We start from the raw sequence: 22,810 nt of genomic DNA on the forward strand, positions 1-22,810 counted from the left end.
GCCGCGCTCAGGTGATCGTGGTGGTGACCTGGCCCACGCCCTCGACCGTGACGACGCAGACATCACCCGCCGTCAGCGCGCCCACCCCGGCCGGCGTGCCGGTATAGATCAGATCGCCGGGCAGCAATTCCACCTGCGCGGACAGGAAGGCGATGATGTCGGGCAGCGGCCAGATCATCTGATCAAGGGTCGTGTCCTGCACCACCTGACCATTCACGCTACAGGTCAGCCGCGCGCCGGGGTCCGGATGCCCATGCTCGGCCACCGGCAGCAGCGGCCCGCAGGGGGCCGAGTTGTCGAAACCCTTGGCCATGTCCCAAGGCCGGCGCATTTGCTTCGCCTCGGCCTGCAGGTTGCGCCGGGTCAGGTCGTTGCCCGCCGCATAGCCCCAGACGTGCGCCAGCGCCCGATCGGCCGGGATTTCAACCCCGCCGGTGCCGATCGCCGCGACCAGTTCGGCCTCGTAATGCAGGTTCGTGGTGGCCAGGGGATAGGCTAGCGCCGCGCCGTCGTCGATCACGGTGTCGCCCGGCTTGGTGAAGAAGAACGGCGGCTCGCGGTTCGGATCGGCGCCCATCTCGCGGGCGTGGTCGGCATAATTGCGGCCGACGCAGAAGATCCGCCGCACCGGAAAGCGTGCCGTCGATCCGGCGATCGCGACGCTGGGAACAGCGGGGGGAGAAATGGCGAAATCAGGCATGGGACGTCCTCCTGACGCCTCTATGCGCCGATCCGCAGAGGGCCGCAATGGTGGGCCGCGAAGGGCCGAAGTGGTGCGCGGCGATCAGGGGGCCAGGGCAAAGCACTGGATATCGCGCGCCTGCAGCCGGGCGCAGGCCAGCGCGGCCTGGTCCTGGGTCAGCCCCATGAAGTTCGCATCGAACCCGTTCGGGCGGCGCACCACCTTGCGCTGCCCATCGGACAGCGCACTGCTTTCGGCCAGCGCGGTGCGCAGCAGCGCCTTCTCGGCCTGGAACTGCGACGCGAAACGCCCGACGTTGACGCCCCAGTTACGCCCGCCCGTGCTTGACATCCGGGTCACGACGACCGGGCGCGCCTCGGGGCGGGGCACGTCGCGCGGCGCGATCGAGGCAAACAGCACCCCGCCGGAATCGGTCGGCCGCGGCAGCGGCGCCGCGGCATCCGCAACGGCGGGGCCGGAAGGCGCCTCGGCCGGATCGGTCGCGCGCACCTTGTGAACCCGCCCGGTCTCGGCCGAAGCGACGGCGACGATCGGCTTGACCACTTCGGTCTGATCGGCGGTCGCGGTCTGCGCCGCGACGGCCGGTGTCTGGTGGTCGGGTGCGGGCGTGGGGCTGGCGGCTTGGGCCGTGGCGCCCAGCGATGCCCCCCCAAGCGCGGCCGGGCGCAGGGGCGGCGGCATGTTGGGCCGGCCGCTGGTGCCGATATCGGTGCGGTCGGCATCCGGCAAAGCGGCCTTGATCGGGACGGCGGCGGCCTCGGCCGGCGTGGGCGCGGCAGGGCTGTCCTTGACGTCGGCCGCGTTCGCGACGGCCATGCTGCTTAGCGCACTGGAAATATCGTCCTTCATCGCCACCATCAGCGCCTTCGGTGGCGCGGCGACCGGCCGGCGCGACGGCCGCGGGCTGGACGCCAAGGCAACGGCAGAGGCCCTGTCATGCGCAAGCGCGATCCGGGTCGCCTTCGGATGGATCGTATACATCGCCGCGATCCGGTCGAGGTTCGGCTTCTTGGGCCGCTGCACGGCGACATGCGCCGGCGCCCGCTTGAAGCCCAGATCCAGTAGCTGGGCCATCTTGGCGTTGCGGTTCGCGACCGAGGAGCCGCCGAACTCCGCCGCGATGATCCGCTTGCCGCCGCGTCTGGCCGAGGCGACCAGATTGAACCCCGACGCATAGGTGTAGCCGGTCTTGATCCCGTCCGCGCCGGCATAGGAATTCAGGAACTTGCGGTTCGTCGAATAGACCTCGGCCACGCCCGCGTAGGTCGAGCGACGTGAGAAGATGTTGTAATACTGCGGGAAATCGTAGAACAGGTGGCGCCCCAGGATGGCCATGTCGCGGGCCGAGGACAAATGCCCGGCCAGCGTCAGCCCGTTTGGATTCTCGAAATGCGAATCCCGCAACCCCAGTTTCTTTGCCGTTGCATTCATCCGCTTGGCGAATTCGGTGACATTGCCGGAGATCGCGTCGGCAATCGCCCAGGCCGCGTCATTGGCCGATTTCACCGCAGCCGCGCGGATCAGATAGCGCAGCTTGATCTTCTGCCCCGCCCGCAGCCCCAGATGCGAAGGCGGCTGCGCCGCCGCCTCGCGCGACACCGTCACCACGGTATCCAGGCTGATCTCACCGCGCTGGATCGCGTCGAAACAGATATACAGCGTCAGCATCTTCGTCAGCGAGGCCGGATGCAGCCGCGCATCGGCATTCTTGGAATAAAGAACCTGGCCGGTCCGCGCATCCATGACATAGGCCGCATAGGGCGCGGCCTGAACCCCGGCGGCCCAGAGCAGCAGGCCACCGGAAACCCCGGCCCATATCCACAAATTACGGAGATTCCGCCCGACTTGCGTCATCACGTCACTGCCCATTGTCCTGCCTCTTACCCCGTCTTTGGCGCGGGGCGATTTACTGCTTCGCTTCAGGATAGCACGGGTCAGCGCTTGCGAAAACCCCCGTGTTTCAATGGTTTTTCAGGCTCTGTTCACAAAATCCCGGAAATATGTTGCGATCCCGCGCGCGACGCCGCCCAAGATCGTGACCACGTCAGAGCCGCTCCAGCAGGTCTGGCAGCGCGCCCAGGTCCGGCAGTTCGCAAAACCGCGGATGCCCGACCGGCGCGGCGTCATGTTCCAGCGCCCAGGTCAGGTCATGGGGCACGAATACCCCCCAGCCGCCGGCCTCGAGCACGGGGATCACATCCGATCGCATCGAATTGCCCACCATCATCGCCTGCCCCGCGCCGCCGCCATGGCGGGCGAAGATCTCGGCATAGACCGGGGCGGTCTTGTTGCTGACGATCTCGACGCCGTCGAACAGATCGCCCAGACCCGATTGCGCCAGCTTGCGCTCCTGATCCAGCAGATCGCCCTTGGTGATCAGCACCACCCGATAGCGGCCCGCCAGCGCCTCGACCGTGGCCCGCGCATGGGGCAGCAGCTCGACCGGATGGCGCAGCATCTCCTGCCCCGCGGCGATCAGGTCAGAGATCACCGCGGCCGGAACCTGGCCCTCGGTCACCTCGATCGCGGTCTCGATCATCGAAAGGGTGAACCCCTTGATGCCAAAGCCATAATGGCCGACATTCCGGCGCTCGGCGGCAAGCAGCCGCTCCTCTAGATGCGCGGGTTCGGCGTAGTCCTTCAGCAGTTCCGCGAAATGGTCCTGCGTCATGCGGAAGAACTGCTCGTTCTGCCAGAGCGTGTCGTCGGCGTCGAAGCCGATGGTGGTGAGCTGGGCCAAGGCCTCCTCCCGCGGGGTTGTGCTCAGGGCCATTTCGCGATCGGCGGCAGGCTCATCAGCACCGCGTTCGCGTCATGGCCGGTGGCCAGCCCGAATTTCGTCCCCCGATCGTAGACCAGGTTGTATTCGGCATAAAGGCCGCGGTGGATCAACTGGGTATCGCGGTCGGCTTCGGTCCAAGGCATGTCACGGCGGCGGTGCGTGACGCCCAGGAACGCCGGCAGGAAGGCACGCCCCACCTCCTGGGTGAAGGCGAAATCGGCATCCCAATCGCCGGTGTTCAGATCGTCGAAGAAGACCCCCCCGACGCCGCGCGCGCGGCCGCGATGGGGGACGAAGAAATACTCATCCGCCCAAGCCTTGAAACCGGGGTAGTAGTCAAGGTTGTGGCGGTCGCAATGCTCCTTCAGCACGCCATGGAAAAAGGCGGTGTCGTCGGGATATTCGAGGCAGGGGTTCAGATCCGTCCCGCCGCCGAACCACCAGGCCGACGGCGTCCAGAACATCCGCGTGTTCATGTGCACCGCCGGACAATGGGGGTTTTGCATATGCGCGACCAGGCTGATCCCCGACGCCCAGAAACGCGGATCCTCGGCCACGCCGGGCACGCCGCGGGCCGCCATCGCCTGCTGCGCGGCTTCGCCCAGCGTGCCATGCACCTGCGACCAGTTCACGCCGACCTTCTCGAACAGGCGCCCGCCGCGCAGCACGCTCATCAGCCCACCGCCCGCGTCACCGCCGTCGTCAGAGGCGCGCTTGGTCGGGCTCACCTCGAATCGGCCGGGGGGAAGGGCGGCGAAGGGCCCGGTCGCCTGTTCGTCCTCGAGCGCCTCGAAGGCGGCGACGATCTTGTCGCGCAGGGCGCGGAACCACGCGGCGGCACGGTCCTTGCGGGCGTCGAAATCCTGGCTCATCGCGATCTCCTTCGCAGCGGGCCCCGACCATAGGCCGCCCCGCGCGCGGCGCAAGAGGATAGCGGGGGATTTGGGAATCGCGCGGCAGGCGCTATGCTGGCGCGCCGCCCATGGAGACGCTCATGCGCCCGATCACCACCCTACCCGCCCTGGCCATCGTGCTGACGCTGGCCGCCTGCGCCACGCCGCAGCAGCGCTGCATCAACCAGCATACCCGCGATCTGCGGGTGGTTGAGGGGCTGATCGCGCGGCTGAAGACCGATATCGCGCGCGGCTACGCGCTGGTGCCGACCCCGACGGTGATGCCGCGCTGGGTCTTCTGCGGTGGTCCCTATTCCGACGACGGCCCCGGCATGTGCCTGATCGACACGCCGGCCACCGTGGCCCGCCCGGCCGCCTTCGACATCGCCGAGGCCAAGCGTCAGCTGGCGCAGCTGGAGGTCAAGCGCCGCGAACTGGAGCGCACGGCCAGCCCCGCCGTCGAAGCCTGCCGTGCGGCGTTTCCCGACAAGGGTTAGCGACGCGCCGATAGCGACGGGGGGGCGGGAACGCAGGGCTGGCGGCGCGGGCGTCTAGTGGACCGGCGCCGAGGCCGCATCAAGCAGGCTGCGCCCGCCGTCCAGCGTCAGGATCTGGCCGGTCATGAAACCCGCCCCATCCGAAGCCAGGAATTGCGCCGCGTCCGCCAATTCGCCCGGCGCGGCGATGCGTTCCAGCGGCGTATGCGCGCGGATCTCTTGGCGCATCTCGGGGTGGTCCTTCAGCGCCTCCTTCAGCGAGGTGCTCATCACCGACCCAAAGGCGATCGCGTTCACCCGGATCCGCTTGGGCGCCAGCGCCACCGCCAGCGAACGCGTCATCTGGTCAAGCGCGGCGCAAGAGATCGAATAGGCCATCAGTTCGGGTTGCGATCGCCGCGCGGCGATCGACGAGATGTTGATGATCGACCCGATCGCGGCGCCGTTCGCCTCGGCGCTGTCGCGTTCGGCCTGCTGGATCATCCGCCGGGCGACCTGCTGCGATACCCGAAGACTGGTCAGCAGGTTCTGTTCCAGCAGCGCCTCGACGCCGTCTTCGTCGGCGTCCAGCGGATCGGCGGCGTACATCTGGCGGCTGGCGTTGACCAGGATGTCGACCCGGTCGAAGGCGTCGATCGTGGCCGACAGCAGGTTGGCGATGGTCAACTTCTGGCGCAGATCGCCGCCGAACATGCGGATCGGGCCGTCATCGCCCGCCGCGTCGCCCAATTCGTTGGCCAGGCGGGCCTCATCCATATCGGCGAACATCACGTTCGCGCCTTTCTCGACGAACTGGCGGGCGATGGCCAGGCCGATGCCCTTTGCGGCACCCGTGACGATGGCGGTCTTTCCGGCGATGGCGAAGGACATGACTTCCTCGTGATCGGTTTTGGCGTTTGGGGGCGGTTCGGTATCAGCGCGCGTTGGGCGCGGGGCGCGTGGCGTGAAGCACCTTGAAGGCTGAATCTCCGGCGATTTCCTCGACCTCGCGGAACAGCGTTGCAAGGCTGCGTTCATAAGGCAGGTTGCGGTTCGCGACAAGCCAGAGCTGCCCCGAACCCGTCAGCATCCGCGCGGCCGAGGCAATGAAGGCCACGCCCAGCGCCGGGTCGGCGGCACGGCCCGCATGAAAGGGCGGGTTGGTGACGATGGCCTGAAACGGCGCGCCCGGGCAGGGCTGGGTCGCGTCGGCCCAGTGAAACCGCGCCCGCGGATCAGTGATGTTTTGCCGCGCGCAATCAAGCGCGGTCCTCTCGGCCTCGATCAGGTGCAGTTCCTCGACGCCGTCGCGGGCCAGGATCGCACGCGCAAGGTATCCCCAGCCGGCGCCAAGATCGGCCACCCGGGTAGGCAGCTTCGCCGGCAGCGACCGGGCCAGCAGAACCGAGGCCTTGTCCGGCCCGTCGGCCGAGAAGACGCCGGGCAGGGTGATGAAGCCCTCTGCCACCGGCTGCGGCGCGGCCAGCCAGTCGGCGAAGGCACGCGCACCGGGATTTTCCAGGGCGAAGAGCTTGCCATGCGCCTTTGACAGCGGCACGCCTACCGGGGTGCGGGCGCGCAGTTCTTTCAGCATGGAATCTATGCCGTCGGTCTTTTGCCCGTCGATCAGAAGCGGCGCGCCCGGGGGAAGGTGCGCGGCGGCGGCGGCGATCAGCGCGCGGCCTTCGGCGCGGGCGCGGGGCAGGCACACCAGCGCCGCGGCGTAATCGCCCTCTGGCACGGCGACGACCTTTAGCCCGCGCCGGGTCAGCGCATCGTGATCGGGCCGAAAGCTTTGGATCACCTCGATCCTGTCCGCCGGCAGCGGGGAAAGATCCTCGTCCCCCGCCGGACGAAACAGCGCGATGCGCCCCGAATCGGGTAGGCGAACGGCGCCGGTTTCCAGCGCAAGCGAAAGGCGGGATGAACGCATGGCGGTGCGGCCGCGGGCTGCGGCGCTACTCCTTTTCCATCGTGCATTGCAGCGGGTGCTGATGACGGCGCGCGAAATCCATCACCTGCGCGACCTTGGTCTCGGCCACCTCGAACGAGAACACGCCGACCACGGCCAGGCCCTTCTTGTGCACCGTCAGCATGATCTCGAAAGCCTGTGCATGGGAAAGGCCGAAGAAGCGTTCCAGCACATGAACCACGAATTCCATCGGCGTGTAATCGTCGTTCAGAAGCAGCACCTTGTACAGCGGCGGGCGCTGGGTCTTGCTCTTGGTCTGGGTCAGCAGCCCGCCCTCGCCCTCGCGGTCGCCCTGACGATTGCCAGTGCCACCCTTCTGGGCGGACAGGTTCAAGGGCGAAATGGTCGCCGGGAAAATCACAAGGCAGGCTCCGGTCGAAGGGTGTCTGGTCGAAGGTTCAATATAACCTGCCTGGCGTCTGAGAAAAGAGGCGCGTGGCCGCAGGCGGCATTCCCGGCGCCTGCGCAGACCTTATCGGCGTTTGCGCCGCACGCAGCGGCCCGCCAGCGATTCACAGCCTGGGCGGGGCTTGGCGGCGCGTCCGGATACACTTGCGAACATGCACTCGCGAACGGTATGCCCTGTCGCCGCCACCGCCGCTTGCCGGGGTTCGCGGGCTTCGCTAAAACCGCGCAACCCGGCGAAAGGATCCCCAATCATGAACTCACGCTCTAATCCGGGCCCTGCGGGGCTGTCCCAGGCGGATGATCGGCTGATCGTGGCGCTGGACGTGCCGAACGTGATCGAGGGGCTGGATCTGGCCGGGCGCATCGGGGATGCGGTCAGCTTCTACAAGATCGGGCTGGGCATGCTGGCGGGCGGCGGGATGGCGCTGGCGAACGAGCTGAAGGCCGAGCACGGCAAGCGCATCTTCCTGGATCTGAAGCTGTTCGACATCGGCGCGACGATCGAGGCCGCGGCGCGCGGGATCGCGCAGTTCGAGCTGGATTTCCTGACCGTCCATGGCGACCCGCAGGTGGTGCGCGCGGCACAGGAGGGCAAGCGCGGCTCGGATCTGAAGATCCTGGCGGTGACGGTGCTGACCTCGCTCGATCGGGAGGACCTGGACGCCAACATGATCCGGCCCGGCGATCTGACCGAAATTACCGTGGAACGCGCGGCGCGGGCGCTGGCGGCCGGGGCCGACGGGGTGATCGCCTCTCCGGCCGAGGCCGCGCAGATCCGGGCGCTGCCCGAGGCCGCGGGCAGGCTGATCGTGACGCCGGGCGTGCGCCCCGTGGGCGCGGCGCCGGGGGATCAGAAACGCGTGGCGACGCCGGCCCAGGCCATCGCGCGCGGCGCCGATCATGTCGTCGTAGGGCGGCCGATCCGGTCGGCCTCGGATCCGCGGGCCGCGGCGCAGGCCGTGGTGGCGGAAATCCGTGCCGCGGGGGCGAGCCGGCCCTAGGAATGCAGGACCGACCCGCCAGGCCAGACGGCCGAGAATTGCCGCGCAGGCCAACTGCCCGATCCTACCTGGGGGTGCGGAACCGGCAGCCTTCGCGGGGTGGTCCCGGGCGGTCGGCCACGCCGTTCCTATGCCCCGCGATGGAAGGAAAACCCGCAACCCGCCGGCCCGGTTCATCCGCCGACGCCGTCACCGGCGGGGACTTGCCCGACAGGCCGCCCCGGATCGGCAAACACCCGCTGTCAGGCGTGCGCGTTTCGCTTGCGGCGACCGCCGCACCCCGGGGCCGCTGAGCCGCGGCCTAGTTGTCGTTGATATCGTGATGGATGATCCGCACCTGCCCCTTGCGCAGTCCGACGACCGCGCGCAGACCCAGCCAGGCGATCAACGACAGCACCCCGAAGATCAGGAAATGGCGGAACAGATCATCCCCCATCCAGGCCGCGGGCGGCAGCCCTGACCAAAGGATCAGCCCGGTCAGCACCGCGCCGATCGCGAAGCCCAGAAAGACGAAGGCGGGCATCAGGATCTCGAAGATCCCCAGCAGCAGCCCGCCGACCACCCAGACCCACCAATCCGTCCAGCTCATGCGCCCCCCTTGCCCTTGAGCATCTTGAAGGCGTCGCCGAAGGCTTCCAGGGCATTCGCCGGCACGAAGATGGTCTGCTTGCCCGCGCCCTGGCCCACGGCGGTCAGCGCCTCGACCTGTTTCAAGGCGACCTGGTATTGCGCGGCCTCAAGCCCGTTGTCGGCGATCGCCTTGGCGACGACCTGGGTCGCGTAGCCTTCGGCATCGGCACTGATCCGGCGGGCCTCGGCGGCCTTCTGGGCGGCGTAGAGGTCGGCATCGGCCTTCAGCTCGATCGCGCGCTTGCGGCCCTCGGCCTCGGTCACCTGGGCGCGGCGGGCGCGTTCGGCGTTGAGTTGCTGAAGCATGGCGTCGCGGGTCTGCTGGTCGAGGTTCACATCCAGGATTTCGGCCCGCGTCACCTCGATTCCCCAATCTTCGACCGCATAGGCCACCTGGGCCTTGATCTGGTCGATCAGCTGCTGGCGATTGGACTGCACCTCGTCAAGGTCCATCTCGCCGATACCGGCGCGCACGATGCCCGCCACGGTGGTCGAGATCGCACCGTCGACGTCCCGGATGCGGTAAACCGTCTTTTCCGGCTGCAGGATGCGGTAGAAAACGCTGGTTTCGACCTTCACCAGCACGTTGTCCTTGGTGATCGCGTCCTGTTCGGCATTGGGCAGCTGGCGTTCGAGGATGGAAATCCTGTGCGCCACCCGGTCGAGAAACGGCACGATGAAGTTGATGCCGGGGCCAAGCACCGCGCGCAGCCGGCCGAAGCGCTCGACCACATGCTTTTCCGATTGCGGCACGATGTTCACCGCTTTCCAGACCGCGAGGATGACCAAGGCGGCTAGGAAAAGCGTCACCCCGTTCGTTGCGAGAAACTCGTTGATGTCCATGACCTGCCTCGAAAACCTGGCCGGAGCGCGGCCTGCGGGACAAGTATGCCCCTGAATCGTGGCTGCGGGCAAGTTCCGCACGGCCCGGCACGCCCGCAGCGCCTATGCAAGCCGGCTTGCAAGCGCCGCGGCCAGGGCTATGCTGGTGCCACCTCGGGGTGCCGCAAGCCGGGCTGAGATGCGATCGCAAACCCGTTGAACCTGAACCGGTTAAGACCGGCGGAGGGAAGGTGACAGGATGATCCTCCACTGCCCCGGCCGCCGCGAATGGAGGAACGCATGAAACTTTCGATGCTTGCCGCGGGCCTATTGGCGCTTGCGCTTGGCACTGCGGCGCAGGCCGATGAGAAGCCCGTTCTGACCGTGTATACCTATGACAGCTTCGCCTCGAAATGGGGACCGGGACCAGAGGTCAAGACAGCCTTCGAGAAAACCTGCGGCTGCACGCTGAAATTCGTCACCGCCGGCGACGGCGCGGCCCTTCTGTCGCGCATCCGGCTGGAAGGGAAACGTACCAAGGCCGATGTGGTGATCGGCCTCGACACCTCTCTGACCGCCGCGGCGCGCAAGACGGGCCTCTTTGCCGATCACGGGCCGCTGCCCAAGCTGGACATGCCGGTGACATGGACCGATCCCACCTTCGTGCCCTTCGATTGGGGCTGGTTCGCCTTCGTTTATGACAAGGCCAAGGTCAAGGACGTGCCGCGCAGCTTCGAGGCGCTGGCCAAGTCGAACCTGAAGATCGTGATCGAGGATCCGCGCTCTTCCACGCCGGGGCTGGGGCTGCTGCTTTGGGTCCAGAAGCTCTATGGCGACAAGGCCGGCGAGATGTGGAAACGGCTTGCGCACAACATCGTCACGGTCACGCCGGGCTGGGACCAGGCTTACGGGATGTTCCTGAAGGGCGAGGCCGACATGGTGCTGAGCTACACCACCTCGCCCGCGTATCACATCAACGTCGAGCATGACGACAGCAAGGGCGCGGCGCTGTTCGACAAGGGCAATTACATGGAAATCGAGGTCGCCGGAAAGATCGCCGGCACCAAGCATCCGAAGCTTGCCGACGCCTTCATGCATTTCATCACCACCGAGGCCTTCCAAAAGCTGATCCCCACGACCAACTGGATGTATCCGGTGATCAAGCTGTCCTCGCCGCTGCCCAAGGGCTTTGCCGAATACCGGCCGAAGATCTCGCTGCTTTACCCCTCGGCGGAGGTGCCGAAGATCAAGGACAAGGCGCTGGCGGAATGGCGCGACGCGCTCAGCCAGTAGGCCGCCGCGCGGGCGCCGCCGTGGCCCTGGGGCTGGTGGCGCTGACGCTGGGCACGCTGGGCGCGGTCGCGTGGCGGGCGGTCGGAACATGGGGGCTGGTCGAAGGGCTGGGGCCCGCCGACTGGGCCGCGCTGCGCTTCACGTTGCTGCAGGCGGGGCTTTCGGCGGTGCTTTCGGTAGCGCTGGCGGTGCCGGTGGCGCGCGCGCTGGCGCGGCGGCGGTTCTTCGGGCGCCGCGCGCTGATCGCGCTGATGGGGGCGCCGTTCATCCTGCCGGTGATCGTGGCGGTGCTGGGGCTGCTTTCCGTCTTCGGGCGTGGCGGGATCCTGAACGCGGGTCTGGCCGCCCTTGGCCTGGCGCCGCTGTCGATCTACGGGCTGCATGGCGTGATCCTGGGCAATGTCTTCTTCAACCTGCCGCTGGCGGTACGGCTGATCCTGCAAGGCTGGCTTTCGATCCCGGCAGAGCGGTTCCGCCTGGCCGCCGCCCTCGGCTTTGGCCCGTCCCAGATCGCGCGCCAGATCGAAGGCCCGATGCTGCGAGAGGTCATCCCCGGCGCGGCGCTGGCGATCTTCCTGATCTGCCTGACCTCCTTCGCCATCGCGCTGACCCTGGGCGGCGGCCCCCGGGCGACCACGATCGAACTTGCCATCTATCAGGCCTTTCGCTTCGATTTCGACCTGGGCCATGCCGCCCTGCTGGCGGCACTGCAATTCGCGATCTCGGGGGCGGCGATGCTGCTGGCCCTGCGCCTGACCCTGCCCCAGGCCAGCGCGGCAGGACTCGACCGCCCGGTCGAGCGCTGGGACGCGGCAAGCCCCTGGCTGCGCGCCCAGGACGCCGTGCTGACCACGCTTGCCGCGCTATTTCTGCTGACGCCGCTGGCGTTGATCGTGACCCAGGGGCTGCCCACCCTTCTGTCGCTGCCCGGTATCGTCTGGACCGCGGCGCTGAATTCGCTGGCGGTGGCGCTGGCCTCGGCGCTGCTGGCCACGGCGGCGGCCCTTGCCCTGGCGCTGGCCATCTCCGGCCCCCGCCCCGCGCTTTACGAGGCTGCGGGGATGCTGCCGCTGGCGACCTCTCCGCTGGTCCTGGGCACGGGGCTGTTTCTGATCCTCAACCCGGTGATCGACCCGTCGCGACTGGCGCTGCCGGTCACCGCGCTATCGAATGCCGCGATGGCCCTGCCCTTCGGGCTGCGCGCGCTGGTCCCCGCCCTGCGCGAGGTCGAGGCCAGCCATGGCCGCTTGGCCGATGCGCTGGGGATGCGGGGCCTGGCCCGGCTGCGGCTGCTGATCGTGCCGCGCCTGCGCCGGCCCCTGGGCTTCACCCTGGGTCTGGCGGCGGCGCTGTCGATGGGGGATCTGGGGGTCGTGACGCTGTTCGCCCCGCCCGAAGGCGGCACCCTGCCGCTGCAGCTTTACCGGCTGATGGGCGCCTACCGGATGAACGAGGCCGCGGGCGCCGCCCTGCTGCTCCTGATCCTCAGCTTCGCGTTGTTTTGGGTCTTCGACCGCGGAGGCCGCGCCGATGCTGACACTTGAGAACCTGCGCCTGACCCATGGCGACTGGACGCTTGAGGCCGATCTGAACCTGGCCGCGGGCGCCCGCTGTGCGCTGATCGGGCCCTCTGGGGCGGGGAAATCGACGCTTCTGGGCGCGATCGCGGGCTTCATGGCACCCACGCGGGGCCGCATCCTGTGGCAGGCGCAGGATCTGGCGCAGCTGGCACCGGGCGAACGGCCGGTCAGCATCCTCTTCCAGGACAACAATCTTTTCCCGCATCTGACGGCGGCGCAGAACATCGGGCTGGGACTGCGTCCCAACCTGCGCCTGTCGACGGCCGAAAAGGCCCGCGTGGCCGAGGCACTTGGCCGCGTCGGGTTGGCTGACTACGCCGATCGCAAACCCGCCGCGCTGTCCGGCGGACAGCAAGGCCGGGTGGCGCTGGCACGGGCGCTGCTGCGGGCGCGGCCGCTTCTGCTGCTTGATGAACCCTTCGCGGCACTCGGCCCCGCGCTTCGGGCCGAAATGCTGGATCTGGTCGCCAGCATCTGCTCCGAGACCGGGGCGACGCTCTTGATGGTCAGCCACGATCCCGGCGACGCGCGCCGCATCGCCGACCAGACCATCGTGATCGGAGACGGGCGCGCCGCCCCACCGCAGAAGACCGAGGCCCTGTTCGCCGACCCTCCGCCGGCGCTGCGGCGCTACCTGGGCACGAACTGAGCCTGCGTCACCCCAGAAGATCGCGCAGGGTGCGGTGGAAGATCTGTGTGCCCAGGGCAATCAGTTCGTCTGGGAAATCATAGTCGGGATTGTGCAGCGCCGGCCGGTCGCGCCCGGCCCCCAGCAGGAACATCGCCGACCGCGCCACCGCCCCGAAGCGGCCGAAATCCTCCGAAGCGCGCATCGGCAGGTTCTCCGCGTCATGGGCGATGCCCTCGGCCCCTAGCGCCGCGCGCAGCCGGACCACGGCCTCGGCATCGTTGCGGCAGGCCAGGAACAGGTCATGCTCGGAAAACGCGATCTCAAGGCCATCCGCGCGGGCCTCTTCGCGGGCGATCTCCTTCGCCCGGGTCAGCAGGTCTTGCAGATCGTCGTCCAGCAGCGCCCGCAGCGTCAGCCACAATTCGCCCGCGCCCGGGGCCACGCCGAAGGCCGGCGCGCCCAGCCGCGCATGGGTAATGGTCGCCAGCCGAAAGCCCGGCACCAGCGCGCCGCCGGGGCCCAGCGCCGTCAGCACGGGGATCAACCGGGCAAGGGCGGCGGCGGGCGAGACCCCGTCCTCGGGCATCGAGGCATGGGCGGTGCGCCCGCTCAGCGCGATCCGCAACCCGACCGAGGCGCAATTCGCCGGCCCCTCGGCCAGCGAAACCCTTCCCAGGGCCAAGCCCGGCATGTTGTGCAACGCAAAGGCCCAATCGGGCGCGATCTGGCCGAAGGCGGGATCTTCCAGCACCGCGGCCGCGCCCTCGCCGGTTTCCTCGGCCGGCTGAAACAGCAGCACCGCCCGCCCCCGCGCGGGGCGCCGACGGCCCAACAACCGGGCAAGGCCGACCAGAATCGTGGCATGGCCGTCATGGCCGCACAGATGGCCCTTGCCCGGGGTTTCCGAACGATAGGGTAGCGTGCCGACCTCCTCGATCGGCAGCGCGTCCAGTTCGGCCCGGATCAGCACCGTGGGCCCGGGCGCCCCGCCCGCATAGACGGCGGCAACGCCGTGACCACCCAGATCGGTAAGCAGTGCATCCGGGGCGGTCGGGCCAAGCGCGGCGACGACCGCGCGGGCGGTCTCGCGCTCCTCTCCCGAAAGTTCGGGGCGGCGATGCAGGGCGCGGCGAAACTCTGTCAGTTCGACGATATCGCGGTTGCTCAGCCCCCGCGCCCCGTCCTGCGCCGCCGTCGATCCAATATCCTGCCGCAAGCCTGCCCCCGGTCCGTCCTGGTGACGGACCCTATCAGCCCTTCACGGCGCGGCAAGGGTCAGAACGAACGGCGCGATCGCCGGCCGACCCGATCACAGCCCGCAAAGAACATCCGCGCGGAAGCGAAGGCCGAACAGCACCTCTGCCCTTCATCTTGGCAGAAATACTCCGGGGGTGCAGGGGGCAGCGCCCCCGCCGCCGAGCCGGCCACCAGGGCCGCCGCCGCCCCCCGGATCAGCGGTTACAACCGGGTCTGCTTGCGCTTGATCGGCGCCCAGAGCTTCTTGTTGGTCAGGTAGAGCAGCGTCGCCAGAATGCCCAGGAAGATCACCGCCAGGAAGCCGGTCTTCTTGCGGCTGTCCAGCTTCGGCTCTGCCGTCCACATCAGGAAGGCGGCAACGTCCTTGGCCATGTGCGGCACGTCGTTGGGCGAACCGTCGGCGAATTCCACCTGGCCCTTCTGCAGCGGCGGCGGCATCGCGATCCAACCGCCCGGGAAGGTCCGGTTCTGGTAGAAGGTCTTGCCCGCCTGCTCCTTGGTCTTGCCGGTATAGCCCGTCAGGATCGAATAGATGTATTCCGGCCCGCCGATGCCATGGATCAACTGGTTGACCCCCAGCCCATATGGCCCCGAGAAACCCTTGCGCGCCTTGGCCATCAGGCTGAGGTCCGGCGCCTGGGGATCGCTCGACTTCGGGAAGAAATCCGACGCCTTTCGGTCCCGCGACTCTCCGGTTTCTGGGTCGTCGACCGGGGCCAGGTTGGCGGCATAGGCCCGCACCTGCTTGGCCGGAAGCTCCGGCCCGCCCTTGTCGCCCAGGGTGCGGATCGGCACATATTTCAACCCGTGGCAGGCCGAACACACCTCGGTATAGACCTGCAGGCCGCGCTGAAGCTGGTTGCGGTCGTACACGCCGAAGGGGCCTTCGAACGGGAAGGCCACGTCGGTGACATGGCTTTGCGCATGACCGCCGGCGTTCTGGTCGGCCGCCGCCTGGGCATCGGCATGGCTGGTCTCGGTCGCGCTGAGCGCGACGTTGCCGGTTTCCGAGGCAGTCAGCGCGAAGGGCGCGGCCAGCGCCAGGACGGACAGGGCCGTGGTGAGAACGATTTTCCGGATCATCTCCATCGGTCCTTTCGTCATTCTGCCGGTTCGGCCAGATCGGCCGCCGGGTAATGGGCGTCGAAATCGGCCTCGATCGTCGCCGGCAGCGGATCCGGGCGCTCGAACACGCCCAAGAGCGGCAGCAGGATCAGGAAGTAGAAGAACCAGTAGGCCGAGGCCAGCAGCGAGATCGCCGGCATCCACCCCCCAAGCGCGTCAGGGCTTTGCGAACCGGCCCACATCAGCACCAGGAAATCGACCACCAGGATCCAGAACCACCAGCGAAAGCTGGGCCGGTACTTGCCCGAGCGCACCGAAGAGGTATCCAGCCAGGGCGCCAGCGCCATCACCAGGATCGCGCCAAACATCGCGATCACGCCGAAGAACTTTGCGTCGATGATGCCGAAGCTGACGAAATGCGCGATCTGCACGATCCAGACATCCGAGGTGAAGGCCCGCAGGATCGCGTAGAACGGCAGGAAGTACCATTCCGGCACGATATGCGCCGGGGTCATCAGCGGGTTGGCCTCGATATAATTGTCGGGCTCGCCCAGGAAGTTCGGCATGAAGCCCACGATCGCGAAGAAGACCGCCAGGATCACCGCCAGGGCGAAGAGATCCTTGATGACGTAATAGGGCCAGAACGGCACCGTATCCTTGGCGGCCTCTTCCTTCGATCCGCGCCGCACCTCGACCCCGGTGGGATTGTTGTTGCCGGTGGTGTGGAAGGCCCAGATATGCACCGCCACCAGGCCCGCGATGACGAAGGGCAGCAGGTAGTGCAGCGAGAAGAAGCGATTCAGCGTGGCGTTTTCCACCGCCGGTCCGCCCAGCAGCCAGGTCTGGATATCGGGGCCGATGCCGGGGATCGCGCCGAACAGGCCGGTGATCACCGTGGCGCCCCAGAACGACATCTGCCCCCAGGGCAGCACATAGCCCATGAAGGCGGTGCCCATCATCAGCAGATAGATCAGCATGCCGATGATCCAGGTCACCTCGCGCGGGGCCTTGTAGCTGCCGTAGTAGAGGCCGCGGAAGATGTGCAGATAGACCGCAAAGAAGAACAACGAGGCGCCGTTCGCATGCAGGTAGCGCAGCATGTAGCCGCCGTTCACGTCACGCATGATATGCTCGACCGAGGCGAAGGCCAGCTTGGTATTGGGCGTGTAATGCATCGCCAGAACCACGCCGGTGACGATCTGCAACGCCAGGCAGAAGGTCAGCACGATGCCCCAGATCCACATCCAGTTCAGGTTCTTGGGCGTGGGGATCATCAGCGTGTCGTACAGCAGCCCGACGATCGGCAGGCGCGAATGCAACCACTTCTCAAAACCCGCCCTGGGCTTGTAATGGTCGTGCGGAATACCGGACATACCTGCGTCCCTCCCCTAGCCGAGCTTGATGGTTTTTTCGTCCTCGAACTTCACGACCGGAATTTCGAGATTGCGAGGGGCGGGGCCTTTGCGGATGCGGCCCGCGCTGTCGTAATGCGAGCCATGGCAGGGGCAGAACCAGCCGCCGAAATCGCCGGCATTGCCCAGCGGAACGCAGCCCAGATGCGTGCAGACCCCGATCATCACCAGCCACTTGCCCTCCTTGTCGAGGGTCCGGTTCTCATCGGTTGCCGGCGCGTCGCGGGCGATATTCTCGTTCTCGGCCAGCGGATCGACCAGTTCGCTCAGCTTGACCGAACGTGCCAGGTCGATGTCCTTCTGGTCGCGGTGGCGGATGAACACCGGCTTGCCGCGCCACTTGACCGTCAGCTGGGTGCCGGTCTCGACCCCCGAGATATCGACGAAGATCGAGGCAAGCGCCTTGACGTCGGCCGAAGGATTCATCTGGTTCACCAGTGGCCAGACCGCAGCCCCGGTGGCGACGACGCCGGCGGCGCCGGTCGCGTAATACAGGAAATCCCTGCGGCTCCCGCCTTGGTCTTCAGTGTTGGACACAGGCATCCTCCTTCCCCGGGATCCTTACCGGATCATTGATCGCGAAGCCGTGAACGAATGCAAGACTTCCTTTTTGCGCTGTTTAGCCTTCGAAAATTACTGCGTCCAGCGGTCAATAGGTCCCACCCCGCCCTTCGAAGCCGCGCGCGACCTAATGGCCGCACTCCGGCTCAGGCCCGGAGATCACGAATGATCACGCCGGCGGCACCGTGCTGCACAGGCTGTCGCGGGCGGCGAAGCCCTCGTGCCAGGCGGCCAGCGCGTCATGTCCCTTGCGCCAATCGCGTGCGCCATGACGGAAATCCAGATAGCCCAGCGCACAGGCGATCGCGATCTGCCCCATGTCCAGCGGCCCCTGCAGATGCGACATCCAGCGGCTTTCCAGAGCGTCCAGCGCACGCCCTACCTTGGCCCATTGGCCTTCGACCCAGGCCTCGAAACGATGGGTCTCGGGGCGCAGGCGGCCCTCGTAAACCATCAAGATCGCAGCATCGAGGATGCCGTCGGCGGTGGCTTCCAGCGTCAGCGTGTCCCACAGGCGCGGCGCCGCCGGGTACAGGCCCTTGCCGCCGCGATCGTCCAGATAGCGGCAGATCACCCGGCTGTCGTAGAGCGTCGGGCCGTCGCCGCGCTCCAGCGCCGGGATCTTGCCCAGCGGATTGTGCGCGACAGGCATCGATCCGGGATCGACCGGCGTGCCGGCGGCGGGGACAAGGTCGACATCCCCCTCCTGTCCGGTCTCCTTGAGCAGCACCATGACCTTGCGGACATAGGGAGAGGTGGGCGAATGATAGAGCCGCATAGGTTCCTCCTTGATGGCTAACCGCGACCATAGGACGCGGGCGGGCTTTGGGGCAATGGGGCGTTTTCGAGGGCGCAGACCCCGCCGGCGGCTCAGGCAGGGCCGAGCGCGCGCATCAGGTCGGACAGCGCGGCCGCCTCGGGCGAGATGCCCGCCGCCTGCAGCCTTTCGGCAGCGGCCAGGCGCACCGGGTCGGGCTTGTTCTGGCTTAGCTTCCAGGTGCTGTCGACATGGGCAATCTCCAGCGTCGCGGGCACGATCTGGCGCATCATCCGGTCCAGGGCCGCCGAATCCATCTTGGCCGCGGTCCAGGGCGCCTTGGGGGCCAGATCGGATTCGAACCGGGCCGAAAGCGCGTCCAGATGGGCGCGCAGCGCCTCGGGCGGAAGCAGCGACAGCGGGCCGCGCAGATGCACGGCGACATAATTCCAGGTCGGCACCTGATCCTCGATCCCGTACCAATCCGGCGAGACATAGCCCTGCGGCCCGGTGACGGCGAGCACCGCGGGGCGCGGACCCTCGGCCAGCGCCCGCGCGATCGGGTTCGAGCGTACCAGATGAAAGGCCGCCTGATGCCCGCCCTGCGCAAGCACGAAGGGCACATGCGACAGCAGCGGCCCCTCGGGGCCGTTCAGCGCCAGGGTGCCAAAGCCGCGCTGCGCCGCGAACTCCAGGCTTTGTTCGGGCGGCACCTGGCGAAAGGCGGGATTGGGGTGCATCAGGCGCCTTCCCCGATTTCCCCGGCGGACTTCAGGTTGAAGGCGGCGGCAAGCAGCGCCCGGGTATATTCCTCTTGCGGGTTGTCGAAGATCGCCTCGCCCTCGCCGGTTTCCACGACGTCGCCCTGGCGCATCACCATCACCTTGTGCGACAGCGCCCGCACCACCCGCAGATCGTGGCTGATGAACAGATAGGCCAGGCCATGGCGGCGCTGCAGGTCGCGCAGCAGATCGACGATCTGCACCTGCACGGTCATGTCCAGCGCCGAGGTGGGTTCGTCCAGCACCACCAGCCGCGGCCGCAGGATCATCGCCCGGGCGATGGCGATGCGCTGGCGCTGCCCGCCCGAGAATTCATGCGGGTAGCGTTCCATCGCGGCGGGATCAAGGCCGACCTCGGCCATGATCTCGGCCACCATCTGGCGCGCGTCCTTGCCCGGCGCGGTCCCATGCACCCCCAGGCCTTCGGCGATGATCTGGCCCACGTTCATGCGCGGGCTGAGGCTGCCGAAGGGATCCTGGAACACGATCTGCATGTCGCGCCGCAGCGGCCGCATGGCGCCGGTCTTCAGCCCCTGGATATCCTGCCCCAGATAGGTGATCGGTCCTTCCGACGAAATCAGCCGCATGATCGCCAGCGCCAGCGTGGTCTTGCCAGAGCCGCTTTCACCGACGATCCCCAGCGTCTCGCCCGCCCGGACCGACAGGCTGGCGGCATTCACCGCCTTCACATGGCCGACCGTGCGGCGCAGAAAGCCGCGCTGGATCGGGAACCAGATGCGCAGCTTGTCGGTGCGCACGATTTCCTCGGCGCCCTTCGGCACCGGATCGGCGCGCCCCCTGGGTTCGGCTGCCAGCAGCTTCTGCGTGTAGGGATGCTGCGGATTGGCGAAGATCTCCCGCGTGGTCCCGTGCTCGACGATCTCGCCGTCCTTCATCACGCAGACCCGGTCGGCGATCTGGCGCACGATGCCCAGATCATGGGTGATGAACAGAAGGCTCATCCCCTCTTCGCGCTTCAGATCGGCCAGCAATTCCAGGATCGTCGCCTGAATGGTCACGTCCAGCGCCGTGGTGGGTTCGTCCGCGATCAGCAGGTCCGGGCCGTTGGCCAGCGCCATGGCGATCATCACCCGCTGCCGCTGCCCGCCCGAAAGCTGGTGCGGATAGGCCCCCAGGCGTTCCTTCGGGTCGCGGATGCCGACCTTGGTGAGCAGGTCGATGACCCGGGCGCGGGCCTTTTCGCCGCGCAGGCCCTGATGCAGCAACAGGCTTTCGGTGATCTGACGCTCCAGCGTGTGCAGCGGGTTGAGCGAGGTCATCGGCTCCTGGAAGATGAAGCTGATGTCGTTGCCGCGCACCGCGCGCAGCTGCGCCTCGGGGGCGCCGACCATCTCTTTGCCCATGTAGGTGACGCTGCCCTCGACCTGGGCGCTGTCGCCCAGAAGCTGCACCGTGGACAGCGCCGTCACCGACTTGCCCGAGCCGCTTTCGCCCACCAGCGCCACGGTCTCTCCGCGGCCCACGGAGAAGCTGACGCCCTTGACCGCCTGGGTCAGCCCGCCGTCCTGACGGAAGCTGACGCGCAGGTTCTTGATTTCCAGCACCGGCGCGCTCATCGGAAGGTCTTTCGCGGGTCGAAGGCGTCGCGCACGCCCTCGAAAATGAACACCAGAAGCGACAGCATGATCGCGAAGGTGAAGAAGGCCGAGAAGCCCAGCCACGGCGCTTGCAGGTTCTGCTTGGCCTGTAGGGTGAGTTCGCCCAGCGACGGATAGGACGCGGGCAGGCCGAAGCCGAGGAAATCGAGCGTCGCCAGCGACGAGATTGCGCCGGTGATGATGAAGGGCAGGAAGGTGACGGTCGCGACCATGGCGTTGGGCAGGACGTGGCGGAACATGATCACGCGGTTCCTCACCCCCAGGGCGCGCGCCGCGCGGACATATTCGAAGTTGCGCGCGCGCAGGAATTCGGCGCGCACGACATGCACCAGCGCGGTCCAGCCAAACAGCACCGACAGCCCGACCAGCAACCAAAAGTTCATCCGCCAGATCGCGGCCACGATGATGATGACGTAAAGCGACGGGGTAGAGCCCCAGATTTCGATGATGCGCTGGAAGATCAGGTCGACCCAGCCGCCGAAATAGCCCTGCACCGCGCCCGCCGTGATCCCCAGCAGCGAGGTGAACAGCGTCGTGGCCAGCGCGAAGATCACCGACATGCGAAAGCCGTAGATGACGCGCGCCAGCACGTCGCGGGCGGTGTCGTCGGTGCCCAGCCAGTGCTTCCAGTCCGGCGCCGAGGGGGCGGCGCCGTTGACGTTGTTGATCGTGTCGTAGCTATAGGGGATCACCGGCCACAGGATCCAGCCGGCATCCACCTTCTTGCCGTCGTACTGGCCGGTCTTCGCGGCCTCTTCCATCACCTTTTCGGGCGTGTCGAAACAGGCCTGCACGCCGCCTGTCCTGATCAGGCACTCGACCGCCGGGTCGCGGTAATCGGCCTCGGTCTTGAACTCTCCGCCGAAGGCGGTCTCGGGGTAGAAGTTCAGCACCGGCGTGTAATATTGGCCACGATACTGCACCAGCAGCGGATGGTCGTTGGCGATGAATTCGGCAAACATCGACAGCACGAAGAGCACGCTGAACAGGATCAACGACCAATAGGCGCGCCGGTTGGCGCGGAAATTCCGCCAGCGCCGGCGGTTCAGGGGGGAAAGCGCCACGCGTCAGGTCTCCCGCGTCTCGAAATCGATGCGGGGATCGACCCAGACATACATCAGGTCGGACAGCAGCCCCATCACCAGCCCGATCAGCCCGAAGACGAAAAGCGTGCCGAAGATCACCGGATAATCGCGCGACACGGCGGCCTCATATCCCAGCCGCCCCAGACCGTTGAGCGAAAAGATCGTCTCGATGATGACGGAGCCCCCGAAGAACACGCTGACGAAGACCGCAGGGAAACCCGCGATCACGATCAGCATGGCGTTGCGGAAGACATGGCCGTACAGCACGCGCCGTTCGGTCAGGCCCTTGGCGCGGGCGGTCATGACGTAATGCTTCTTGATCTCGTCTAGGAAGGAGTTCTTGGTCAAGAGCGTCAGCGTGGCAAAGCTGGCGATGGTCGAGGCCAGCACCGGGAGGGTGATGTGCCAGAAATAATCGGTGATCTTGTGGAACCAGTCGAGCTGGTTCCAGTCGTCCGACACCAGCCCCTTCAGCGGAAAGATCTTCCAGTAGGAGCCGCCCGCGAACAGCACCAACAGAAGGATCGCGAACAAAAAGCCCGGGATCGCATAGCCCACGATGATCGCGCCCGAGGTCCAGGTGTCGAAGCGCGACCCATCGCGCACCGCCTTGCGGATCCCCAGCGGGATCGACACCAGATAGGCGATCAGCGTGGACCACAGCCCCAGCGACAGCGACACCGGCAGCCGTTCGATCACCAGCTGCACCACCGAGACCGACTGAAAGTAGCTTTGCCCGAAATTGAAGTGCAGGTAATTCCACATCATATCGAGAAAGCGTTCCAGTGGCGGCTTGTCGAAGCCGAACTGCTTCTTGAGATCCTTGATGAAATCCGGCGGCAACCCGCGCGCGCCCAGATACTGGCTGTTATCCCCGACACCGGCGCCGCCCGATTGCTGGCCCGCATCGCCCGACCCGGCGATGGATTGGAACACGTCGCCCTGACCCTGGACCTTGGCAATGATCTGCTCGACCGGGCCGCCGGGGACGAACTGCGTGAGGGTGAAGTTGATCACCATGATCCCGAACAGCGTCGGGATCATCAGCAGCAGCCTGCGAAGGATATAGGCGCCCATCCGA

The 22,810-nt window shown here is 67.1% G+C and carries 23 protein-coding genes and 1 riboswitch; of the genes, 5 read left to right on the plus strand and 18 right to left on the minus strand.

Features of this window, described 5'->3' with window-relative positions; translation table 11 throughout:
- Window positions 1–7: 7 nt before the first annotated feature.
- The 4 genes from BLV97_RS01080 to hemF all read right to left on the minus strand — a co-directional run bounded on the left by BLV97_RS01080 (window position 8) and on the right by hemF (window position 4,357).
- Window positions 8–700, minus strand: coding sequence for a fumarylacetoacetate hydrolase family protein (locus BLV97_RS01080; protein ID WP_035844615.1), 693 nt, complete (start codon window positions 698–700; stop codon window positions 8–10).
- A gap of 84 nt (window positions 701–784) precedes the next feature.
- Complete coding sequence (locus BLV97_RS21475) at window positions 785–2,572, minus strand: D-alanyl-D-alanine carboxypeptidase family protein (protein ID WP_244520926.1); 1,788 nt, start codon at window positions 2,570–2,572, stop codon at window positions 785–787.
- A 175-nt stretch (window positions 2,573–2,747) separates the two neighbouring features.
- Window positions 2,748–3,476, minus strand: coding sequence for an HAD family hydrolase (locus BLV97_RS01090; protein WP_051646182.1), 729 nt, complete (start codon window positions 3,474–3,476; stop codon window positions 2,748–2,750).
- Window positions 3,467–4,357 (minus strand): oxygen-dependent coproporphyrinogen oxidase, encoded by an 891-nt coding sequence (gene hemF / locus BLV97_RS01095; RefSeq protein ID WP_035844613.1) that lies wholly within the window; start codon window positions 4,355–4,357, stop codon window positions 3,467–3,469. The genes BLV97_RS01090 and hemF overlap by 10 nt, the downstream gene beginning before the upstream one ends.
- A 122-nt stretch (window positions 4,358–4,479) precedes the next feature.
- Here hemF and BLV97_RS01100 point away from each other — a divergent pair, with 122 nt between their 5' ends.
- The gene (locus BLV97_RS01100) at window positions 4,480–4,875 is read left to right on the plus strand and encodes a hypothetical protein (protein WP_035844611.1); all 396 of its coding nucleotides are present in this window, start codon (window positions 4,480–4,482) and stop codon (window positions 4,873–4,875) included.
- A 54-nt stretch (window positions 4,876–4,929) separates the two neighbouring features.
- Here BLV97_RS01100 and BLV97_RS01105 read toward each other — a convergent pair whose 3' ends face one another.
- From BLV97_RS01105 to clpS, 3 genes are read right to left on the minus strand one after another with little or no spacing between them, the layout of a single operon-like run.
- The gene (locus tag BLV97_RS01105; protein WP_035844609.1) at window positions 4,930–5,745 is read right to left on the minus strand and encodes an SDR family NAD(P)-dependent oxidoreductase; all 816 of its coding nucleotides are present in this window, start codon (window positions 5,743–5,745) and stop codon (window positions 4,930–4,932) included.
- A 43-nt stretch (window positions 5,746–5,788) separates the two neighbouring features.
- Entirely contained in the window at window positions 5,789–6,787 is a 999-nt protein-coding gene (locus tag BLV97_RS01110) for a class I SAM-dependent methyltransferase (protein ID WP_092163906.1), read from the minus strand.
- 25 nt (window positions 6,788–6,812) lie between these two features.
- A complete protein-coding gene (clpS, locus tag BLV97_RS01115) occupies window positions 6,813–7,154 on the minus strand; it encodes an ATP-dependent Clp protease adapter ClpS (RefSeq protein WP_035844057.1) in 342 nt (113 codons plus the stop codon).
- 331 nt (window positions 7,155–7,485) lie between these two features.
- Between clpS and pyrF the strand changes: the two genes are divergently transcribed.
- Window positions 7,486–8,235, plus strand: coding sequence for an orotidine-5'-phosphate decarboxylase (gene pyrF / locus BLV97_RS01120; protein WP_051646150.1), 750 nt, complete (start codon window positions 7,486–7,488; stop codon window positions 8,233–8,235).
- A 301-nt stretch (window positions 8,236–8,536) separates the two neighbouring features.
- Here the strand turns inward: pyrF and BLV97_RS01125 are convergent, their stop codons facing one another.
- Complete coding sequence (locus tag BLV97_RS01125) at window positions 8,537–8,824, minus strand: NfeD family protein (protein ID WP_035844036.1); 288 nt, start codon at window positions 8,822–8,824, stop codon at window positions 8,537–8,539.
- On the minus strand, window positions 8,821–9,708 hold the full coding sequence (locus BLV97_RS01130) for an SPFH domain-containing protein (protein WP_035844035.1): 888 nt from the start codon (window positions 9,706–9,708) through the stop codon (window positions 8,821–8,823). Before BLV97_RS01130 ends, BLV97_RS01125 begins: the two co-directional genes overlap by 4 nt.
- 144 nt (window positions 9,709–9,852) lie before the next feature.
- Window positions 9,853–9,953, plus strand: a riboswitch (TPP riboswitch).
- 34 nt (window positions 9,954–9,987) lie between these two features.
- Here BLV97_RS01130 and thiB point away from each other — a divergent pair.
- Genes thiB through thiQ form a run of 3 tightly spaced genes read left to right on the plus strand, consistent with a single transcriptional unit; the run spans window position 9,988 to window position 13,209 of the window.
- Window positions 9,988–10,980, plus strand: a complete 993-nt coding sequence (gene thiB / locus BLV97_RS01135) for a thiamine ABC transporter substrate binding subunit (protein ID WP_035844054.1) — start codon at window positions 9,988–9,990, stop codon at window positions 10,978–10,980.
- Window positions 10,956–12,524 carry an ABC transporter permease family protein gene (locus tag BLV97_RS01140; protein WP_035844034.1) on the plus strand — a complete coding sequence of 523 codons (1,569 nt, stop codon included), beginning with the start codon at window positions 10,956–10,958 and terminating at the stop codon, window positions 12,522–12,524. Before thiB ends, BLV97_RS01140 begins: the two co-directional genes overlap by 25 nt.
- The gene (gene thiQ, locus BLV97_RS01145; RefSeq protein WP_092163924.1) at window positions 12,511–13,209 is read left to right on the plus strand and encodes a thiamine ABC transporter ATP-binding protein; all 699 of its coding nucleotides are present in this window, start codon (window positions 12,511–12,513) and stop codon (window positions 13,207–13,209) included. The genes BLV97_RS01140 and thiQ overlap by 14 nt, the downstream gene beginning before the upstream one ends.
- A gap of 7 nt (window positions 13,210–13,216) precedes the next feature.
- On the opposite strand, the gene BLV97_RS01150 is transcribed toward thiQ, so the two are convergent.
- The 9 genes from BLV97_RS01150 to BLV97_RS01190 form a co-directional block, all read right to left on the minus strand.
- Complete coding sequence (locus BLV97_RS01150; protein ID WP_244520927.1) at window positions 13,217–14,407, minus strand: amidohydrolase; 1,191 nt, start codon at window positions 14,405–14,407, stop codon at window positions 13,217–13,219.
- A 242-nt stretch (window positions 14,408–14,649) separates the two neighbouring features.
- On the minus strand, window positions 14,650–15,531 hold the full coding sequence (locus BLV97_RS01155; protein ID WP_081825109.1) for a cytochrome c1: 882 nt from the start codon (window positions 15,529–15,531) through the stop codon (window positions 14,650–14,652).
- Between the two features lie 17 nt (window positions 15,532–15,548).
- Window positions 15,549–16,886 (minus strand): cytochrome b, encoded by a 1,338-nt coding sequence (petB, locus tag BLV97_RS01160; protein ID WP_035844032.1) that lies wholly within the window; start codon window positions 16,884–16,886, stop codon window positions 15,549–15,551.
- 15 nt (window positions 16,887–16,901) lie between these two features.
- Window positions 16,902–17,462, minus strand: coding sequence for a ubiquinol-cytochrome c reductase iron-sulfur subunit (petA, locus tag BLV97_RS01165; RefSeq protein ID WP_035844031.1), 561 nt, complete (start codon window positions 17,460–17,462; stop codon window positions 16,902–16,904).
- A gap of 193 nt (window positions 17,463–17,655) precedes the next feature.
- Window positions 17,656–18,264: a glutathione S-transferase gene (locus tag BLV97_RS01170; RefSeq protein WP_035844030.1), complete on the minus strand. Its 609-nt coding sequence runs from the start codon at window positions 18,262–18,264 to the stop codon at window positions 17,656–17,658.
- A 92-nt stretch (window positions 18,265–18,356) separates the two neighbouring features.
- Window positions 18,357–18,983: an FMN-binding negative transcriptional regulator gene (locus tag BLV97_RS01175; protein ID WP_035844029.1), complete on the minus strand. Its 627-nt coding sequence runs from the start codon at window positions 18,981–18,983 to the stop codon at window positions 18,357–18,359.
- Window positions 18,983–20,602, minus strand: a complete 1,620-nt coding sequence (locus BLV97_RS01180; protein WP_092163907.1) for an ABC transporter ATP-binding protein — start codon at window positions 20,600–20,602, stop codon at window positions 18,983–18,985. The genes BLV97_RS01175 and BLV97_RS01180 overlap by 1 nt, the downstream gene beginning before the upstream one ends.
- Window positions 20,599–21,708: an ABC transporter permease gene (locus BLV97_RS01185; protein WP_035844027.1), complete on the minus strand. Its 1,110-nt coding sequence runs from the start codon at window positions 21,706–21,708 to the stop codon at window positions 20,599–20,601. Before BLV97_RS01185 ends, BLV97_RS01180 begins: the two co-directional genes overlap by 4 nt.
- A gap of 3 nt (window positions 21,709–21,711) precedes the next feature.
- Entirely contained in the window at window positions 21,712–22,806 is a 1,095-nt protein-coding gene (locus BLV97_RS01190) for a microcin C ABC transporter permease YejB (RefSeq protein ID WP_035844026.1), read from the minus strand.
- Window positions 22,807–22,810: the final 4 nt, after the last annotated feature.

It is taken from the genome of Allgaiera indica, assembly GCF_900106675.1.
Classification (GTDB): Bacteria; Pseudomonadota; Alphaproteobacteria; order Rhodobacterales; family Rhodobacteraceae; genus Acidimangrovimonas; species Acidimangrovimonas indica.

What these genes read in the sequence shown, in the direction of transcription:
- thiQ (WP_092163924.1), top strand. Translation starts at nt 12,511, where the DNA reads ATGCTGACACTTGAGAACCTGCGCCTGACCCATGGCGACTGGACGCTT.
- BLV97_RS01170 (WP_035844030.1), bottom strand. Translation starts at nt 18,264, where the DNA reads ATGCGGCTCTATCATTCGCCCACCTCTCCCTATGTCCGCAAGGTCATG.
- BLV97_RS01190 (WP_035844026.1), bottom strand. Translation starts at nt 22,806, where the DNA reads ATGGGCGCCTATATCCTTCGCAGGCTGCTGCTGATGATCCCGACGCTG.
- BLV97_RS01105 (WP_035844609.1), bottom strand. Translation starts at nt 5,745, where the DNA reads ATGTCCTTCGCCATCGCCGGAAAGACCGCCATCGTCACGGGTGCCGCA.
- BLV97_RS01140 (WP_035844034.1), top strand. Translation starts at nt 10,956, where the DNA reads ATGGCGCGACGCGCTCAGCCAGTAGGCCGCCGCGCGGGCGCCGCCGTG.
- petB (WP_035844032.1), bottom strand. Translation starts at nt 16,886, where the DNA reads ATGTCCGGTATTCCGCACGACCATTACAAGCCCAGGGCGGGTTTTGAG.
- BLV97_RS01080 (WP_035844615.1), bottom strand. Translation starts at nt 700, where the DNA reads ATGCCTGATTTCGCCATTTCTCCCCCCGCTGTTCCCAGCGTCGCGATC.
- hemF (WP_035844613.1), bottom strand. Translation starts at nt 4,357, where the DNA reads ATGAGCCAGGATTTCGACGCCCGCAAGGACCGTGCCGCCGCGTGGTTC.
- BLV97_RS01155 (WP_081825109.1), bottom strand. Translation starts at nt 15,531, where the DNA reads ATGATCCGGAAAATCGTTCTCACCACGGCCCTGTCCGTCCTGGCGCTG.
- BLV97_RS01130 (WP_035844035.1), bottom strand. Translation starts at nt 9,708, where the DNA reads ATGGACATCAACGAGTTTCTCGCAACGAACGGGGTGACGCTTTTCCTA.
- BLV97_RS01090 (WP_051646182.1), bottom strand. Translation starts at nt 3,476, where the DNA reads ATGGCCCTGAGCACAACCCCGCGGGAGGAGGCCTTGGCCCAGCTCACC.
- BLV97_RS01180 (WP_092163907.1), bottom strand. Translation starts at nt 20,602, where the DNA reads ATGAGCGCGCCGGTGCTGGAAATCAAGAACCTGCGCGTCAGCTTCCGT.
- BLV97_RS01175 (WP_035844029.1), bottom strand. Translation starts at nt 18,983, where the DNA reads ATGCACCCCAATCCCGCCTTTCGCCAGGTGCCGCCCGAACAAAGCCTG.
- BLV97_RS01125 (WP_035844036.1), bottom strand. Translation starts at nt 8,824, where the DNA reads ATGAGCTGGACGGATTGGTGGGTCTGGGTGGTCGGCGGGCTGCTGCTG.
- thiB (WP_035844054.1), top strand. Translation starts at nt 9,988, where the DNA reads ATGAAACTTTCGATGCTTGCCGCGGGCCTATTGGCGCTTGCGCTTGGC.
- BLV97_RS21475 (WP_244520926.1), bottom strand. Translation starts at nt 2,572, where the DNA reads ATGGGCAGTGACGTGATGACGCAAGTCGGGCGGAATCTCCGTAATTTG.
- BLV97_RS01100 (WP_035844611.1), top strand. Translation starts at nt 4,480, where the DNA reads ATGCGCCCGATCACCACCCTACCCGCCCTGGCCATCGTGCTGACGCTG.
- pyrF (WP_051646150.1), top strand. Translation starts at nt 7,486, where the DNA reads ATGAACTCACGCTCTAATCCGGGCCCTGCGGGGCTGTCCCAGGCGGAT.
- BLV97_RS01110 (WP_092163906.1), bottom strand. Translation starts at nt 6,787, where the DNA reads ATGCGTTCATCCCGCCTTTCGCTTGCGCTGGAAACCGGCGCCGTTCGC.